Annotated in this window: 16 protein-coding genes; 6 read left to right on the forward strand and 10 right to left on the reverse strand. The window is 41.0% G+C overall.

Going from position 1 to position 16,536, the window contains the following annotated elements:
- Nucleotides 1-2: 2 nt before the first annotated feature.
- The 3 genes from BCU84_RS03175 to BCU84_RS20790 all read left to right on the forward strand — a co-directional run bounded on the left by BCU84_RS03175 (nucleotide 3) and on the right by BCU84_RS20790 (nucleotide 1,779).
- Nucleotides 3-275 carry an HU family DNA-binding protein gene (locus tag BCU84_RS03175; protein WP_102526648.1) on the forward strand — a complete coding sequence of 91 codons (273 nt, stop codon included), beginning with the start codon at nucleotides 3-5 and terminating at the stop codon, nucleotides 273-275.
- Between the two features lie 304 nt (nucleotides 276-579).
- On the forward strand, nucleotides 580-1,272 hold the full coding sequence (locus BCU84_RS03180; RefSeq protein ID WP_102526649.1) for a TorF family putative porin: 693 nt from the start codon (nucleotides 580-582) through the stop codon (nucleotides 1,270-1,272).
- A 333-nt stretch (nucleotides 1,273-1,605) separates the two neighbouring features.
- A complete protein-coding gene (locus BCU84_RS20790) occupies nucleotides 1,606-1,779 on the forward strand; it encodes a hypothetical protein (RefSeq protein ID WP_198589520.1) in 174 nt (57 codons plus the stop codon).
- A gap of 64 nt (nucleotides 1,780-1,843) precedes the next feature.
- On the opposite strand, the gene BCU84_RS03185 is transcribed toward BCU84_RS20790, so the two are convergent.
- The 8 genes from BCU84_RS03185 to metB all read right to left on the reverse strand — a co-directional run bounded on the left by BCU84_RS03185 (nucleotide 1,844) and on the right by metB (nucleotide 11,577).
- Nucleotides 1,844-2,236 carry a hypothetical protein gene (locus BCU84_RS03185; protein ID WP_102526650.1) on the reverse strand — a complete coding sequence of 131 codons (393 nt, stop codon included), beginning with the start codon at nucleotides 2,234-2,236 and terminating at the stop codon, nucleotides 1,844-1,846.
- Nucleotides 2,237-2,306: 70 nt separating this feature from the next.
- Complete coding sequence (locus BCU84_RS03190) at nucleotides 2,307-3,671, reverse strand: sodium:alanine symporter family protein (RefSeq protein WP_102526651.1); 1,365 nt, start codon at nucleotides 3,669-3,671, stop codon at nucleotides 2,307-2,309.
- A 1,148-nt stretch (nucleotides 3,672-4,819) separates the two neighbouring features.
- The gene (locus tag BCU84_RS03195; RefSeq protein ID WP_102526652.1) at nucleotides 4,820-5,353 is read right to left on the reverse strand and encodes an SRPBCC family protein; all 534 of its coding nucleotides are present in this window, start codon (nucleotides 5,351-5,353) and stop codon (nucleotides 4,820-4,822) included.
- A 156-nt stretch (nucleotides 5,354-5,509) separates the two neighbouring features.
- A complete protein-coding gene (locus BCU84_RS03200; RefSeq protein WP_102526653.1) occupies nucleotides 5,510-5,758 on the reverse strand; it encodes a cysteine-rich CWC family protein in 249 nt (82 codons plus the stop codon).
- A 224-nt stretch (nucleotides 5,759-5,982) separates the two neighbouring features.
- The gene (locus BCU84_RS03205; RefSeq protein ID WP_102526654.1) at nucleotides 5,983-7,038 is read right to left on the reverse strand and encodes a c-type cytochrome; all 1,056 of its coding nucleotides are present in this window, start codon (nucleotides 7,036-7,038) and stop codon (nucleotides 5,983-5,985) included.
- Nucleotides 7,039-7,047: 9 nt separating this feature from the next.
- Nucleotides 7,048-7,641 carry a c-type cytochrome gene (locus tag BCU84_RS03210; RefSeq protein ID WP_102526671.1) on the reverse strand — a complete coding sequence of 198 codons (594 nt, stop codon included), beginning with the start codon at nucleotides 7,639-7,641 and terminating at the stop codon, nucleotides 7,048-7,050.
- A gap of 283 nt (nucleotides 7,642-7,924) precedes the next feature.
- Entirely contained in the window at nucleotides 7,925-10,318 is a 2,394-nt protein-coding gene (locus BCU84_RS03215) for a bifunctional aspartate kinase/homoserine dehydrogenase II (RefSeq protein WP_102526655.1), read from the reverse strand.
- 98 nt (nucleotides 10,319-10,416) lie between these two features.
- Entirely contained in the window at nucleotides 10,417-11,577 is a 1,161-nt protein-coding gene (gene metB / locus BCU84_RS03220) for a cystathionine gamma-synthase (protein WP_102526656.1), read from the reverse strand.
- A 223-nt stretch (nucleotides 11,578-11,800) separates the two neighbouring features.
- Here metB and metJ point away from each other — a divergent pair, with 223 nt between their 5' ends.
- Complete coding sequence (gene metJ / locus BCU84_RS03225) at nucleotides 11,801-12,118, forward strand: met regulon transcriptional regulator MetJ (protein ID WP_102526657.1); 318 nt, start codon at nucleotides 11,801-11,803, stop codon at nucleotides 12,116-12,118.
- Between the two features lie 152 nt (nucleotides 12,119-12,270).
- A complete protein-coding gene (locus BCU84_RS03230; RefSeq protein ID WP_102526658.1) occupies nucleotides 12,271-13,011 on the forward strand; it encodes a sulfite exporter TauE/SafE family protein in 741 nt (246 codons plus the stop codon).
- A 101-nt stretch (nucleotides 13,012-13,112) separates the two neighbouring features.
- Here the strand turns inward: BCU84_RS03230 and BCU84_RS03235 are convergent, their stop codons facing one another.
- Both BCU84_RS03235 and BCU84_RS03240 read right to left on the reverse strand, forming a co-directional pair.
- Nucleotides 13,113-14,339: a conjugal transfer protein TraF gene (locus tag BCU84_RS03235; protein WP_102526659.1), complete on the reverse strand. Its 1,227-nt coding sequence runs from the start codon at nucleotides 14,337-14,339 to the stop codon at nucleotides 13,113-13,115.
- A 119-nt stretch (nucleotides 14,340-14,458) separates the two neighbouring features.
- On the reverse strand, nucleotides 14,459-15,367 hold the full coding sequence (locus BCU84_RS03240) for a LysR family transcriptional regulator (protein ID WP_102526660.1): 909 nt from the start codon (nucleotides 15,365-15,367) through the stop codon (nucleotides 14,459-14,461).
- Nucleotides 15,368-15,477: 110 nt separating this feature from the next.
- On the opposite strand from BCU84_RS03240, the gene BCU84_RS03245 reads away from it, so the two are divergent.
- Nucleotides 15,478-16,197: an SDR family oxidoreductase gene (locus BCU84_RS03245; RefSeq protein WP_102526661.1), complete on the forward strand. Its 720-nt coding sequence runs from the start codon at nucleotides 15,478-15,480 to the stop codon at nucleotides 16,195-16,197.
- Nucleotides 16,198-16,536 lie beyond the last annotated feature (339 nt).

Raw genomic sequence — 16,536 nt, forward strand, 5'->3', positions numbered from 1 at the left:
ACATGAACAAAAGTGAATTAATTGCAAAAATTGCAGAAAATGCTGAGCTGACTAAAGCTGAAGCTGGTCGCGCACTAAAGTCTTTTGAAGAAGCTGTTACTGAAGCCATGAAAAGTGGTGACAAGATTTCTATCGTAGGTTTTGGTTCTTTTGAAACCTCAGTTCGTGCAGCACGTACTGGCCGTAACCCACAAACCGGCAAAGAAATCCAAATTGCTGAAGCGACTGTACCAAAATTCAAAGCTGGTAAAACACTGAAAGATAGCGTTAATTAAATTAACAGCTTGAATTATAAAACCTCCCCATGGGAGGTTTTTTTATGCCTTTTTTCTACAGAACTAGGTTTAAAGTACAGGAATAGCGCACAAATCTTGCACACTAAAAGTGCAACCCTGCTTCATATCCATGCAACATTTTTGCTACAAGTCGGTGCAGAAACAGCTAAACATCTGAAAATGTAGCAATTTCAAACATGGCACACCATTAGCAATACCTCATACAGATAAAATCAACATTGAACATTGCTGCCCGATTACTAAGCAACAAGTTCAGTGATAAGAAAAACTTGAGGGAATGAAAATGAAAACATCGATATATAAAGCTATTGCGCTATCAACAGGTTTATTACTCAGTGGTTCTGCTTTAGCAGAAGTAACAGGTAACATCGGAGCGACATCAAATTACCTTTGGCGTGGTGTAAGCCAAACTGATAACGGCGCAGCTGTGCAAGGTGGCATTGATTACGCTGCTGATTCTGGCTTTTATGTTGGCGGTTGGGCTTCAAATGTCGATTTTGGTGATGGCACAAGTTACGAGCTAGATATCTATGCGGGTTACGGTGGTAACATTACTGAAGACTTAAGCTATGATATCAACTACCTTTACTACGCTTACCCAGATTCACCAGGGAGTGTTGATTTTGGTGAAGTGACAGTTGGTCTAGCATGGAAATGGTTAGATGTTTCATACTCCCACACTGTCAATGGTGGTGATGATATCGCTGCTGAGCCATTAGACTCTGCGGACATGATGTATGCACAAGCTAACTTAACGTTCCCATTGACTGAAAAATTGTCTCTGGGCGTTCATTACGGCTACTCTGATGGTGATGTCATCATGAGCTGGTTCGATACTGATAGCTACTCTGAATATAATGTGTCACTGAGCGCTGATACAGATTACGGTACAGTGTCATTCACTGCATCAGATACTGACTTAGATGAAGATGACGCTAAAATTGTTTTAGGTTACTCATATAGCTTCGGTTTATAAGGCTTAAACATTACTTTCTCAATTGAGGACGTATGATTACAGCATGTTAAGCACTAAAAGCGCCACTCATTCAGAGTGGCGTTTTTAATGGCAATAATAAAATTTTCGATTCTACAATTAAGCAAAAATTTAAATACCTGCTACATTCAAAATATATGACTGATGAGGTGTAAGCGCAGACATTCTTCCGTCCTATTTTCAGTTCCATTCAACATTGACGTTACCGGCACAAACTAACCTGTGAACAATCAGGGCAGGTTTACCTTTACATTTAGCACTGGTGTTACGACTCACGCTAAACCGTTAGTCAAGAATGATATAGAGGGTAGAACGATGGCCAATATTACAGAAACCATTCCCAATGACACAGAAATTGAAGCAATGGTCACGCCTAGAAATAAGCGTTCAGCTGAGATTATTGAACGGAAAAGACAAGTGAAACGTCGTTTAGATGATTATTTAGAACAAGCAGAATTACGTAAAAATCTAGATGATGAATTATTCTAGCCTGAATAAACTATTGCAGCGCTATCAGCGCTAATTCTTTTCAGGCTTCGGCTCCAACCTAATATTAAGACTTTAAGAAGTATGCAAGACCACTGCACTCTAGATAAATAGAGCAAGCCGGATAAATCACTTTGCCACAGTCAGTAATGATGAGCGCATTTCCGCCTCTTTCTCTTGTTTGTACTTTTAATTCTTTGTGTAGTGTATTGATACTAGGAGCACCAAATTCGATTGCCTCTTGAGTATTAGCGCAAAAAGTCGTCATCACTTCACCAAGAGGTTCATTATCATGATTATACAGCTCACTAGGTTGATAAATGTCCACAGTAGATGCAACACCTTGATAAGTAATATATTCATCAGCATTGGTTCTGAACGAAATACCGTTACAGCCACCTAAAACAATTGAAACAGTAAGTAATACACTCAAAGGAAGTATTTTGGTTGAGATTTTCATTGTTTGTTTTCCTTGTCTGTAGAGGCATACACTCCCTGTGTATGCCGTGTTGAATAATTCTAATCGCTAATTAGCTTTCTAAAGCCTTAGCCTTTTGTTTCGCGAAGTACTCTCGGGTTAATGCAAATACCACAGGACTTAATAGAGCCAGTGCAATCAAGTTTGGAATTGCCATCATTGCATTTAATGTATCAGCAAGTAGCCAGATAAACTCAAGTGAACTGACCGCGCCGATTGGTACAACCAAAGTCCAAACTAATCTAAATGGCTTAACCACTTTGTCACCAAATAAATACTGCATGCATTTTTCACTGTAAAAACTCCAACCTAAAATGGTGGTAAATGCGAATACCGCAAGTGCAACAGCGACAATATAGTTACCCATTGGCAGCGCATGTGAAAAAGCAAATGATGTTAGTGCAGCGCCCGTTTCACCTGACGTCCAAGCGCCAGAGACAATAATTGCTAATCCAGTAATTGAACACACAATGATGGTATCAATGAATGTACCTAACATCGCCACTAAGCCTTGTTTTACAGGCTCATTAGTTTGCGCAGCCGCATGGGCTATCGGCGCACTACCTAAACCCGCTTCATTTGAAAACACACCACGCGCCACACCAAAACGAATGGCAGCCCATACTGCAGCACCTGCAAAGCCACCTTGCGCAGCAACAGGGTTAAATGCACTGTGGATAATTAATTGAAATGCCGCAGGAACTTGGTCAGCATAAACCACCAATACAGCTAAACCCGCAGTGATATAAAATAAGGTCATTAACGGCACCAGCTTGCCAGCAACATCAGCAATACGCTTAATACCGCCCATCAATACAGCACCTACTAATACCATTAATACTACGCCAGTAACCCAATTAGGAACGCCAAAGTTACTGCTCATAGCATCAGCAACAGAGTTGGTCTGCACTGTATTACCAATACCAAAACCTGCTAGAGAACCTAATACTGCGAATGCTGTGCCTAACCAAGCCCACTTACTGCCTAGACCATTTTTAATGTAATACATCGGGCCACCGACATGATTACCATTACCGTCTTTTTCGCGAAACTTAACCGCTAATACAGCTTCAGCAAACTTAGTTGCCATCCCAACTAAAGCAGTACACCACATCCAAAACAGTGCCCCTGGGCCACCTAGGAAAATAGCGGTCGCAACACCCGCAATATTACCAGTACCAATTGTGGCAGAAAGAGAGGTCATTAACGCATTAAAAGGGCTGATCTCACCTTTATGTTTATCATCAGAAGAATCACGTCCTGACCATAATAATTTAAAGCCTGTGCCTAATTTTAGGATTGGCATTAATTTCAATCCAATGGATAAAAATAATCCCACTCCTAAAATCATCACCAGCATGGGAACGCCCCATACTATGCCGTTTATCGTATTTACAATCGCTGTCACTTGTTCCATCGAAAACCTCATAATGAGTTAAGTATTTATTGTTATTTTCATTATTTTTAGTTGTTGTCATCACATAAGCGTTTATCAGCAACTATTGCTTCTATTGGCATGACACAAATAGAAGAGGATTCAGATTACCTTCATTACACATAAATTGGAAACACCAACACGATAATCATCTAAAAATATGCCGTTAACTGTATAAAATCAGCATATTGATTAGATTAAAATACTAAAAAAGGCACTACTAATATTGTAGTGCCTTCATAATTTTATAAATACCTCGTGACATGTAACGAGGTATTTATAAAGGATTTTTATGCGTACATGGGTATGTAACACGTTTCTGGACAGAAACGTTTTAAGAGCAACAATTTTATACCTCATATAAATTGGGCTAGTTACTCAAGACCATTACTTCAATCTAATCCATTGCCTGCCGCAGGCTTATGTGCAGATACATCCAAGACACGCCGTAAACACATCCCTGTGGGCTCTGCGAAAACATCCATGTTTTCGAAGGTCTTGAACGCATCTACACTGGGTTTATTGTCTCTTCGATTTGACTATATTGGTGATAATGTAAAGAGCTAAAGCTAGTAGATCTTGCATTTAAAAGACTCCATTTGAATTGAGAACGCAGAGAAAATAGCGTGAGCCTGACAGGACGTCAGGCTAGCTTTCGCGGTGCAGGGATGCACCATCGGAAGCATTAGCATTTTCGAATAAGACCGAAGCTATCAACAAACGAAGTTTAAAGCTGGATCAATCCCCCCGTTGGAAATCTTTCGCTTTTCAGAAAATTTCGCCGGGGCTGCTGGGGAGATGCAAGAGGGGTGAGCAGTTTCACCCTTCTTGCTCTGGTGTGGGCGAAGCGCCACGACGTTGATTTAGACTTTGATTTAGATGTTTATTCAAACCTAGAAATCATTAGCTGACTAAAGCTGCTAACAAATCTTGGGGCAGAAATGAGTTTACCAATATCGCCCCTACCCGATCTTAATCAGCAAAGAAAAGACAGTTCCTATAAGAACTATGCTTTCATTCAGTTCACCCACATATTCATAGATATTTACCATTATAATGAGTGTTACACCTTTAGGGGGTCATAACATAATTTCCCTTCTCATGTTCTTTGAGGGAAGTAGAATATCTAACTAGTTTTCGAGTATGACTTTCAGATTATCCAAACCTTGTTGTAAGTCATTACCAATCACAGTTTCAAAATCCATAAATAGCATCATTAAATTCATTGGGTAATTCATATGTCCACTAAACCCCCAATTAACTTGAGTTTGATTACTATCAATGGGTTTAAAGCTAATGTATGCAGGCGATGTGGCTTCGAAAGGACTTAAAAATCGCAGCTCATAATCGATACGTTGATTGGGAATTATCTTAATAATTTCTTGCTCGCCAACACCCACGTCTGGGTTTTTGCTGGCCCACGCTGACACAAATCCTACACTGCCATCATTACCCTTGTAGGTTTTTTCCATATTAGGGTCCATCTGTGCCCACTTACTAAAATCATTCTGATTTTTTAGGTATTTAACGTAGTCATATACGGTTTCATTAGCTTGATTAATCACTATACTGCGCTCGACAAAGTAGTCTTGTTTCACGAAAAGTGCGGTAATGAAGGGAATAGCAATAATGACAGCAAGAACTAGGAGTATTTTTTTTATCATGATGTTGATCCTAATGTGATGATAATTAAGTATATCAACCACTTTCAACATCACCATGCGAATTTAACAATAAATCAACAATCATTATTAACGCAGCGTAAAGCTCGCACTCAACAATGCTAATTCGCCTCACAACTTAAATAAGATCTCATTTAGTTATTGGGTTAACTTTTGATAACAGCTTTGGCAGATACAGGCTTTACCAGATAGTCCCGCTAATAACTCAGGATCTATTTTTGCTTTGCCAGATTGAGTTAAGCACCAACAACTTTCTATTGATAAACCCGCTGTCACAGCACACTTATTTTCTTTAAGGCATATTGGGCACGTTAATGGCTCAGCCACTTGTTGTTTTTTGTCAGACTCAAGATGGCGATATACCTGCACAACTTCTTTCTTTGTCATCTCTTATAAATACCTTGTTACCCTAACTTCACGTGAATATGACTTCAGTTAATTTTTCACGGGTTAAGTTTAAAAGCTAACTGTTTCGTTTTCTGCCAGTAGCTGCACAGTATAAAACAAAAAATCGGTGCCGAAGCACCGTAGATGATTGAAGTTTTAAAGGATGTTTCCTTATTCAGGCTTTATTATATGTTTCCCTACTCATGTTTCATTACCCATGTTTCTTATTTAGACGCAGGAAAGATAGGATAAGATTTAGAACCTAATATCACTGAGGGATCTACTGCACTGGGTTTTCCATAAAAACCTTCATGCTGATGATATTTTGCCTGAGTCTCAGCGACATTACCTTTATATCTCGGATCTTGAGGACGCTCATGGGCATTAACAAATGCAGCTACATCCCAAGCTTGTTGAACCGTTAGCTGAATACTTTTACCTAATGGCATATTTTCATAAATGAAATTAGCTGCGGTATTGACTCGATGCATGCCTGCCCCCCAATTATAGCTCTGAGGCCCCCATAACGGTGGCAAAGCACTCACGTTTGCCATTTTGTAACCTTGACCATCATCAGCATGACAAGTCTGACAATGAGCTTGGTAAACAGCTTCACCTCGCTCAGCTGAATAGGCTAACTCTGGTGCTGCGAGCTTTGGAAAGCCACGCCCAGGGAGCATAGTCAGCTCCTTTTGATCGAGCTTTGAAGTGACAGTTTCAGGTAAAGGGAAATCCTCTCTATTTCCGCCTTTGAGCAACTCAATATCAGTCATTTCTGGCACAGGTCCAGTAATGCCAAATTGATTCATCAATCCACTCATCACTAACCAATATGAATAAGCTGAAATCGCCACCAAAGGCTCACTCCCAGATTCAGGCGCTTTACCGTTCATTGAATAGGTAAAACAGCCCTGAATTCGCTCTTCAAAGCTATTCACTTTATCGTTTTTCTTACGATAAGCTGGATACGCCATATAAGCACCCCACAATGGTGATGCATTGGCTTTATTCCCCGCATTCATGTGGCAATTCACGCAGTTTAGTTCGTTACCAACGTAGGTATCTCGCATTTGCTGACTATTAACAAATAACTGATAGCCTTTTCTGACTTTATCGCCGAACTCGCCTTTAGGGATACTGGATAATGGACTTGGCATAAGGTATTGCGCATTTGCCTCTTTCGCCACTGAGGGAAGTTGTGCTTGTCTATCAGGTAACTCTGCTGCCGATATGCTCATGCTAAATAACACACCCGCCGCTGAAAAATAATATCGCTTCATCGTATGTCCTTATTTCTGAGCCGAAAAATATTGAGTTAACGCATCAATTTCTGCAGCGGTGAGCTTTTTAGCTATGCTGCCCATCATATTGTCAACATCACCTTTACGGGTTCCTGACTGCCATGCCAACAATTGATTCTTAAGGTAATTAGGTTCTTGTCCGGCAAGACGAGGAAACTGACCCGCGCCAATACCAGACGGGCCATGACAACTGGTACAAGCTGGAATATCCCGTTGCCAATCCCCTTGATATGCTAGTTTCTCGCCAATGTCGTCGATGACCACTTTATCACCACGATACTGAAGCTTGATCTCAGCCACTGGTTTAGCAGCAAAAAAGTCCGATACCACTTTGATGTTATCGCCTTGGACTGTCATCGCCATAGCCATCATTGTTGGATTTTGACGAAAACCAGTCTGAAAATGACTCACTTGTGCGGCAATATACTCGCTGGATAACCCCGCTAAACGAGGCCCTACAACACCGAGCCCTTCACCATTTACGCCGTGACAGCTTAGACAAACTTGAGCTGCTGCTGGCACTGTTTGCAATAACTCCTTTGGTGATTCGTCAGGAATATTAGCCATCACACTAAAACTCATAACACTGCATAAAAAGATACTGCTCAACACGGCAGAATTTACACTCGTCAAACAGTCATCTTTTAAACGATTTTTTGTATCCATTTATCAGCCTCTTATTGAAGTCCATCTCCGACTTAATACCACTATAAACAAAAATGGCACACTTAAATAGAATGTTTTTCGTACAAATTAATTGAATGCTAATTAATAGACTAACCCTAATATTTAGCTAGAAAAAAAGGCTTATCCCATTTAGGAATAAGCCTTTAATAAGTAATGTAAAACTAAACTACAGCACGATTTACTCTTGCAGTAGGTCCTTACAGATCTGAACTAAGTCAGACTGCACTGCTGCCGCAGTGACCTCTCTACCCGCGCCTGGACCTCGAATAATCAATGGGTTGCCTTGATAAAATGCACTGCGAATAACAAACACATTGTCGCCTGGGGTTAAGTTGGCATAAGGATGATTTGAATCAACCCATTGAATGCCCACTTCAGCGTGCATCTTGCCATCGACTTTATCGAGTGATGCCACATAGCGAAGTACTTTGTTTTGCTCTGATGCCGCTGTAAATTGTTGCAACATGCTTTGGTCTAACTCACCGATGCGTGCTAAGAAATCATCCAAAGATAAATCCGCTAGCGTTTCTGGCACTAAAGAGTTTAGAACAATATCTTCAAGTTCAATTTCAAAACCAATTTCACGTGCCAGAATTAACAACTTGCGCTGCATATCTCGACCTGAAAGATCATCGCGAGGATCGGGCTCTGTTATCCCTAATCCACGTGCTTCAATCACTAATTCAGAAAATGATTTTTGCCCATCATAGTGTTCAAACAGCCAACATAATGTACCCGAGAATATACCGCCAACCGCTTCAATCGCGTCACCACTATTACGCAAGTCATTTAATGCATGTTGAATCGGTAATCCTGCGCCACAACTGGCGTTATAACGCCAAAATAAGCGGCGATTACTGAGCTGTTGTTTCAGTTCACGGTAAAACGGCAATGGTCCAGAACCGGCGAGTTTGTTTGCACTCACCATATGAATGCCGCGTGCAAATAACTCTGGGTATTGCAGTGTTAAACTCGCGCTAGCACTGATATCTAATGCAACTAACTCATCGCAATCAAGCTGTTCTAACTGTTCGAATAAACTTGGGTAATCCCACTTTTTAGCTGTGGTATCAAAGTCATCTTGCCAGTTATTGATATCAATACCTTGAGGACAAATTAATGCCTCTTTCGAGCTCAACAAACCAACTAGTTGCACTGTCGCTTCTAGTTCACGGTTTAATGATGCTGATGAGCGTTGAAATAGATCGATCCATGCTTCACCAATATTACCGACACCTAACAGTAAAACACCAATTCGCATGCGCGGGCCTGCGCAGCGACGGTGGACCTTTTGGGTCAATAAATTCACTTGTGGTTTAGGCACTAAAGTGACAAGACTTAATCCATCTTGATATAAAGGTTTAGCATCACGACTTAATAAACGCGCAAAACTACGACGGTAATGTTCGGCATCGGCGCTTACTAGAGCAACTAGGCCTAAATCGTTATTCACACAGATATCAGTGATCGCCAGCGTTTCGGCATGTAACTCAATTAAACTATGTACTTGCTTTTGATTCTCAAGCGTAAAAGCTAATTCGACCTTATGATGCGCCGATGTCCAGTAGGCTAGAGGAGCAATCCCCTCCTGGGCGAGTAAATCAATTAGGTCTTGTGTTGGTGACTGCTGCTTAATCCGAAACAGCACCACTTCGTTTAGATTAGTCACCACTGGCGCACTTGCCGATGAGCTTTGTGGCGCGATTAAGGTAAAGTCGGTATGTGATGCATAGCTTGAGCGCACTGCTAAGCTGACATTTGTATCAAACAGAGGCTGTAGTGTGCGGCTGTGAAGCACAGGGGAGCCTAAATGCGCAAGGCGGTCAGCTTCAGCAAGCGACATGCTATTAAGTAACTTTGCATCACTGATTTTATTAGGGTCGGCATTAAACACCCCTTCTACATCAGTCCAAATTGTCACGCGTTCAATGTCCGCTAAGCTGGCAATTAACGTCGCGCTGTAGTCAGAGCCATTACGGCCCAGTAATAAGGTTTCGTTATGTTGATTCGCGCAAATAAATCCGGTAATAACCAAACGCTCATCAGGGTGTGCTTCAAGAAGTTTTTGCACTCTTTGACGTGACTCTTCAATGCGAATGTTTGGCACTACGCCTTCATCTGCCACAAGAATAGAACACGCATCAACATTAATTGCCGCCACGCCAGATTCACGTAACAAAGCAGCCATGAGTCTAGCTGACCAACGTTCGCCAAAACTCAGGACATGATTAAGTTGGAACTCATTTCGCTGCTCAAGAGATAGTAAGCTGATAAGTTGAGACTTATCAGTAGATAATCGTTCACGTAAATCACGAGCTTGTTCATTTGAAAGAAGTTGTTCAATGAGGTTTTGTTGATAACTCACAAGTACTTGCAGCTCTTCTTGCCACAATTCACCTGTTTCACGAAGCGATAATAACTTATACAAAAAGTTAGTACTTTTACCCGCAGCAGACACAACGACTAAATCATCACAGTTTCCATGAGTAAGCAAAATATGGGCGACGCGGCGATAGCAATCAGCATCCGCTAAACTTGAACCACCAAACTTATGTAAATGACTGCGGGTCATTTGTAACTCCTTAAACCACTTTTTGCGCTGCCATATGTACTGAATATGGCAACAATAAAATCTTACTGACTTAACTTATGACAATCTAATTTATTAGCTTAAAGCTCAGCAACTGCAGCTAAACCAGCTTGGATATCAGTAATCAAATCTTCAGCATCTTCAATACCGACTGATAATCTCAGCAATGTATCTTTAATACCAGCTTCATAACGGGCTTCTGGCACCATTGCTCTGTGTGTCATTGTCGCAGGTACGGCAACTAAGCTTTCCACTCCGCCTAAGCTTTCAGCAACACTGAATATTGATAAGGCTTCTAAGAAAGCGACGACTTCAGCTTCGCCACCTTTAAGTTCAAAACTTAACATAGCGCCAAAGCCTTTTTGCTGTTTAGCGGCAATATCGTGACCTGGGTGGTCTTTTAACCCTGGGTAATATACTTTTTCGACAACATCACTGGCTTGAAGGACTTCAATCACTCGTTGTGCATTGGTTTGATGCTCACGAATACGTACAGCCAATGTACGAATGCCGCGCAAAGTTAGGTAGCTATCAAAGGCTGAACCTGTCAGACCTAAAGTGTTTGACCACCAATGTAATAGCTCACCAAGTTCAGCATCTTTAGCCACGACAGCGCCGCCAACCACATCACTATGACCATTGATGTATTTAGTGGTCGAGTGCATCACAATATCAGCGCCCAGCTCTAGCGGTTGTTGCAAGATAGGCGAAAGAAAGGTGTTATCAACAACAACTAAAGCATCCACTTTATGGCTCGCAGCCACAATCGCTTTGATATCAACAACACGTAATAACGGATTAGACGGAGTTTCTAACCAAACCATTTTAGGCTTTTGCGCAATCGCATCTGCCAGTGCTTTATCATCAGTTTGATCAACTACGATTAATTTAAATTGACCTTTGTTGGCAAGATTAGTGAACAGTCGATAACTGCCACCATAACAATCATGTGGTACAACTAATAAATCTTCAGGACCAAGCAAGCTAGTCACTAAAGTAATCGCTGCCATACCGGTACATGTCACAACACCTGTAGCACCATTTTCAAGTTTGGCTATTGCCTCACCTAAAACGCAACGGGTTGGGTTACCAGAGCGGCTGTAGTCGAATTCTCTTGGGTTTGTGTGTCCATCAAACGAGTAGTTAGTCGAAAGATAAATCGGCGGGACTACTGCGCCATATTGAGTATCGGATTCGATACCTTGGCGAACGGCAAGTGTAGCAGCGCGATGTTTGGTCATAATAATCTCCTGAAGATTGACACACTCATGAATAATACACGATAGAGATGTCTAGATGGCTAAATGTACCTAAGCTAAATCAGATCGTCAACACAAATTAGACGTTTAGACGTCTAAACATAAAGAAATCTATTTGCATTCGTTATAGAATAACAGCAATAATTTGACTGTAATAAATAAGCAGTTAAAATCTGCCACGAATCTATCGTATAAAGGTGAGTTAATGACTGAATGGAATGGCGACTATATCAGCCCATATGCCGAACATGGCAAAAAAAATGAACAAGTTAAAAAAATCACGGTATCGATTCCTTTAAAAGTACTAAAAGTGCTAACCGATGAACGTACTCGCCGTCAGGTAAATAACTTGCGTCATGCAACCAACAGTGAACTTTTGTGTGAAGCCTTTTTACATGCGTACACTGGCCAGCCTCTACCAAATGATGATGACTTATCTAAAGAAGGCCCTGATAGCATTCCAAGTGAAGCAAAAGCACTAATGGATCAAATGGGTATTGAGTGGGAAGACTTAGACGACTAAGTCTATTGTCAGTATGCTTTCAAGCTGGCTGGCAAGTGTGATAATAAATCAATTTTGTGCTTACATTACGGTGTAAGCCTTCATTGATAAGCTCCCCTTCCTCTTCGCAGTATGACAATACTTGAGTCAAATTTGCACTCAAAGAGAACACTATGGCATTTATCGATCCGCAAACCTTGATGCTGGCATCGGCTATTATATTTCTCGGTGCACTCACTCAAGGGCTTATTGGTTTTGGCTTAGCTGTTGTTGCTAGCCCATTGCTGTATATTATTGATCCCCAACTTGTACCTGCCCCTGTTATTGCTTGCGGTTTTTCAATCGCTTTGCTTACTTTATTACGTGAGCGCACATCCCTGCAATTCAACGGACTTCAATATGCACTCATTGGCCGTGTACCTGGCGGCTTTCTTGGCGCAGCATTACTGGTCTTTGCGCCGCAATCCATATTAGGTCTGGCTATTGCCTTTATTGTTGCCAGTGCTGTCATTCTAAGTTTTTATAAAATCACCGCACCAGTCAATCGCTTCACGCTATTTATCGCTGGGATTCTTTCTGGGGTTTTCGGTAATATTGCCGCTATTGGTGGCCCGCCGTTGGCTATTTTATTAGCCGGAAAAGATGCACCGCAATTTCGCGCGGCATTATCGATTTTCTTTGTATTCAGCTCTATGATCGCAATGATCATTTTATTCATCGTTGGCTTAGTTGAAATGAAGCATGTTTGGTTGTCTTTAATGCTCTTACCATCAGTATTTTTAGGCAGTTTTGTCGCGGGCAAACTCAGCAACAAAGTGGATAAACAAAAAACGCGCACAGCCACATTGGTATTGTGCGGCTTAAGTGCCTTAGTGTTGACGATAAAGTCATTAATTGAATTGTCGGCAGGATAAAAGTGGCTGAGAGGTAACTCATTAGGCATGCACTAGGTATGCACTAGGTATGCACTAGAAATAGGATAGATTGCTTCGAAGCGAATCTACACCAAGTCAGCCTAAAAGTGATAAGAGGTTTGCAGTACTGCCCCAATGGCGTCATCTTCACCATAGCTACCACTCATATCAAGCTTGAATGCTTGACCAATGGCAAAGCCAGTACCAAATGAGTAGATATCGACACTGTTATCTTTCAAATCATGACGGTAGCCCATACGAAGCGACAACCAGTCTGTTGCTTTAAACTCCCCTCCCATACGCCAATACTGAACGGCATCAAACTCTTTAAATCGGCTATGTTCAACGAGATCAATATCTGTGGTTAAGATTATCGATGTCCAATCATATGCTGCGCCAGCAGTAATTAATGGCTCCACTTGATAATGAAATTCACGCCCTTGGGCTTCCACTGTTTTGATAGTTTTACTGAATAAATTACGTGCTGATAAACCGATAGTAAGGGCATCTAATGGCTCAAAAGCGACCCCGATATCAAGGTTAAATACGTTCTCATTATTGCGGTACTTATCATCATCAAAATCATCGGCATCGAAATTATTGGCGTTCACTGAATAATGATAAGTGTCGATACGTTGAAACTTAGGTGAAATCCCCACTCTTACTGGCATGTTCACAATCGATAACGGAAAACTTAACGCCACACCAAAATCTGTCACCCCACCAGCAAGTACAACACCTTGAGAATCTAAATCAGTAATATCAGCTGGAGGGTTAAGAGGATCTAATGTATTTAATGTATCTATATCCGACTGTGCTATATCAGCAATACCAACAGCATCGAGATAACTCTTATAAAACACGGCCATTGGCATACGTTCATTAGGAATAACAATCGCAGCGCCGATCCCAGCTGATAACTCGGCGCGATTGCCTTTTAATGATTCCAAGTCAATAACTAAGTCATCTCGATAACCTTCAACATCACTGCTATCACCCGAATTAATTGCCGCCTCCAGCCCATCATAAGAGTCCTGCAAAGAGTCGAATTTATCAATCATGTTATCGCTATCGGCGCCTTCAGCCCCCACAACAGGAAGCAGCAAAGAGAACTGTTGTGCTTTTTTTATCTCAGCAGCACTATAACTTGAATGGGGAGTGAGAATGGAAAGTAAAGCAGGATTAATAAAGCTTGCGCCAATACGATTTGATGCAGCTATACCAGTGCCGCCCATACTGTCACTTCGCGCTTCAAAATAAAGCCCGCTGGCTTGCACATTGCTGGCAAACACAAGTAAACAGAAAGCTAGCGCTAGTCTTTTTTGCATCCATCATTCCCAATTATTATTGTTTAATAAACATAGTAGAAATCGGCAGATAAATGTTTAAACAATCAAAAATAATGTAAAAATGTTAATCTATTTTGGCATGCTATTCTTAAGTTTTCCTATAAATCAGGTAGATAACTTTTAAAGTTATCTAAGGTGAATTGAATAAATTTTTTCAATCGCTCAGGTTGAAATTTGTCTTTATGATAGAGCACATAAAACGGTGTATCGGGAATATGCCAATCTTGAAATACTTCGACTAATTGGTGCTGACTTATTTCTTCAGCGCAATACAAATAAGGTAGCCTCACTATGCCATTGCCAGCTAATGCACTGAGTTTCATTGCTCTACCATTTTTACACCTGAAACTTCCTTTTATCGCCACTTCTACACTTTCGTGAGTATTGGTTTTATGGGCGAAACGCCAATGGTTTATTGATCCCACAATACAAGTATGTCGATTAAGCAAGGTAGGATGCGCAGGTATCGCATGCTGAGCTAAATAATTTGGAGATGCTAACGTGCAGTTTTTAATATCCATTAACTTACGTGCAATAAGCCCAGAGTCTGCCAACTCCCCCATTCTAAACACCACGTCAAAATGATCTTCAATCAGATCGACTCGCTGACTGCTGAAATCTAAATCTATGGTGATATCAGGATATAATTGAATAAAGTCATTCACTAATGCAACAACGATTTCTTCGCCTAAAAAGCCCCCAACACAGTTAATATAAATATTCCCCTTGAGACGTTCAGCACTATCCACCGTCATACTGACAGCTTGCTCTATTTGATGTAACGCTTGCTGACATTGCAGTAAAAAACTCTCACCTTGGTCAGTTAAACGTTGAGTGCGTGTCGTTCTGACAATTAAGGTCACCCCTAAAAACGTCTCCAAACTAAGTAATTGCTTAGATATATGGGATCGAGAACAGCCCAAGGCTTCAGCAGCTTGAGTAAAGTTACCCAACTCAGCAATAACAACAAACGCGCGGATATCGACTAAATTTATATCACTATTCAACTCACTCTCCATTAGAGGTCATATGTAAACAATTATGTTCTTTATTGATTATATATCACCAATAAGTCTTTCTCTATAATTCTCACAACTTACAAACAGAGGTCAAAATCATGAAACAACTTATCGTAATTACTGGTGCATCTTCAGGTATTGGCGCAGCGATGGCTAAAGCATTTAGCGCTAAAGGCCACCCACTTTTATTACTTGCTCGTCGTGTAGAAAAAATGGAAGCGCTTAAACTTGAAAATAGCTTAAGCATCAGTGTCGATGTGACCGATGCGACAGCAATGAAGGCTGCTATTGCTAGTGCAGAAGCACAGTATGGCCCTGTAGGTTGCTTGATTAATAACGCTGGCGTGATGTTATTAGGTCAAGCCGATGTGCAAAATCCAGCAGAGTGGAGCCAAATGCTCAACGTTAACGTGATGGGTGTTTTAAATGGTATCCACTGCGTCCTTGCAGATATGAAGGCACGCAAAACAGGCACTATCATTAACGTTAGCTCAGTTGCGGGTCGTAAAACTTTCCCTAATCACGCAGCTTATTGTGCGACTAAATTCGCTGTTCATGCCCTCACTGAAAACATCCGTGAAGAAGTGGCAATGGACGATGTGCGTATGGTGACGATTGCACCAGGCGCTGTCGAAACTGAATTGCTCAGCCATACCACTAGCCAAGACATTAAAGATGGCTACGCAGATTGGAAAGAAGTGATGGGCGGTGTATTAGCTGCTGAACATATTGCAGAAACAGCCGTCTTTGCTTATGAAATGCCACAAAATGTTTGTGTGCGAGAAATTGTGTTAGCACCAACTCGTCAACAGCCATAATAGGCAATTAGCTCATCTACGTTATTTAGATTTAGGCGATACTTCATCATCGCACTCAATATGCACTGTATTTACTGCAGTGCATATTAAACACACCCTAACAATTTACCCCTATGCAACCTTCATCTATCACTTTAGATATAGTCAAATATCAAAATTGTGATCTCAATCTTGTTTCAAAATCACTAAAAAACCACCTTACATAATAGCTACTAGTTAGAAATAACATTAATTACCATAAAAATCAGCAGCTAAAGAAAAACCTCACACATTCATTAGATTTTTTTCAATTATATTTTATTCAATTAGATTTTTATAATTTACTTGATCCTCCTCAAC

This window comes from Shewanella sp. 10N.286.51.B7, assembly GCF_002873615.1.
Taxonomy (GTDB): domain Bacteria; phylum Pseudomonadota; class Gammaproteobacteria; order Enterobacterales; family Shewanellaceae; genus Shewanella; species Shewanella electrodiphila.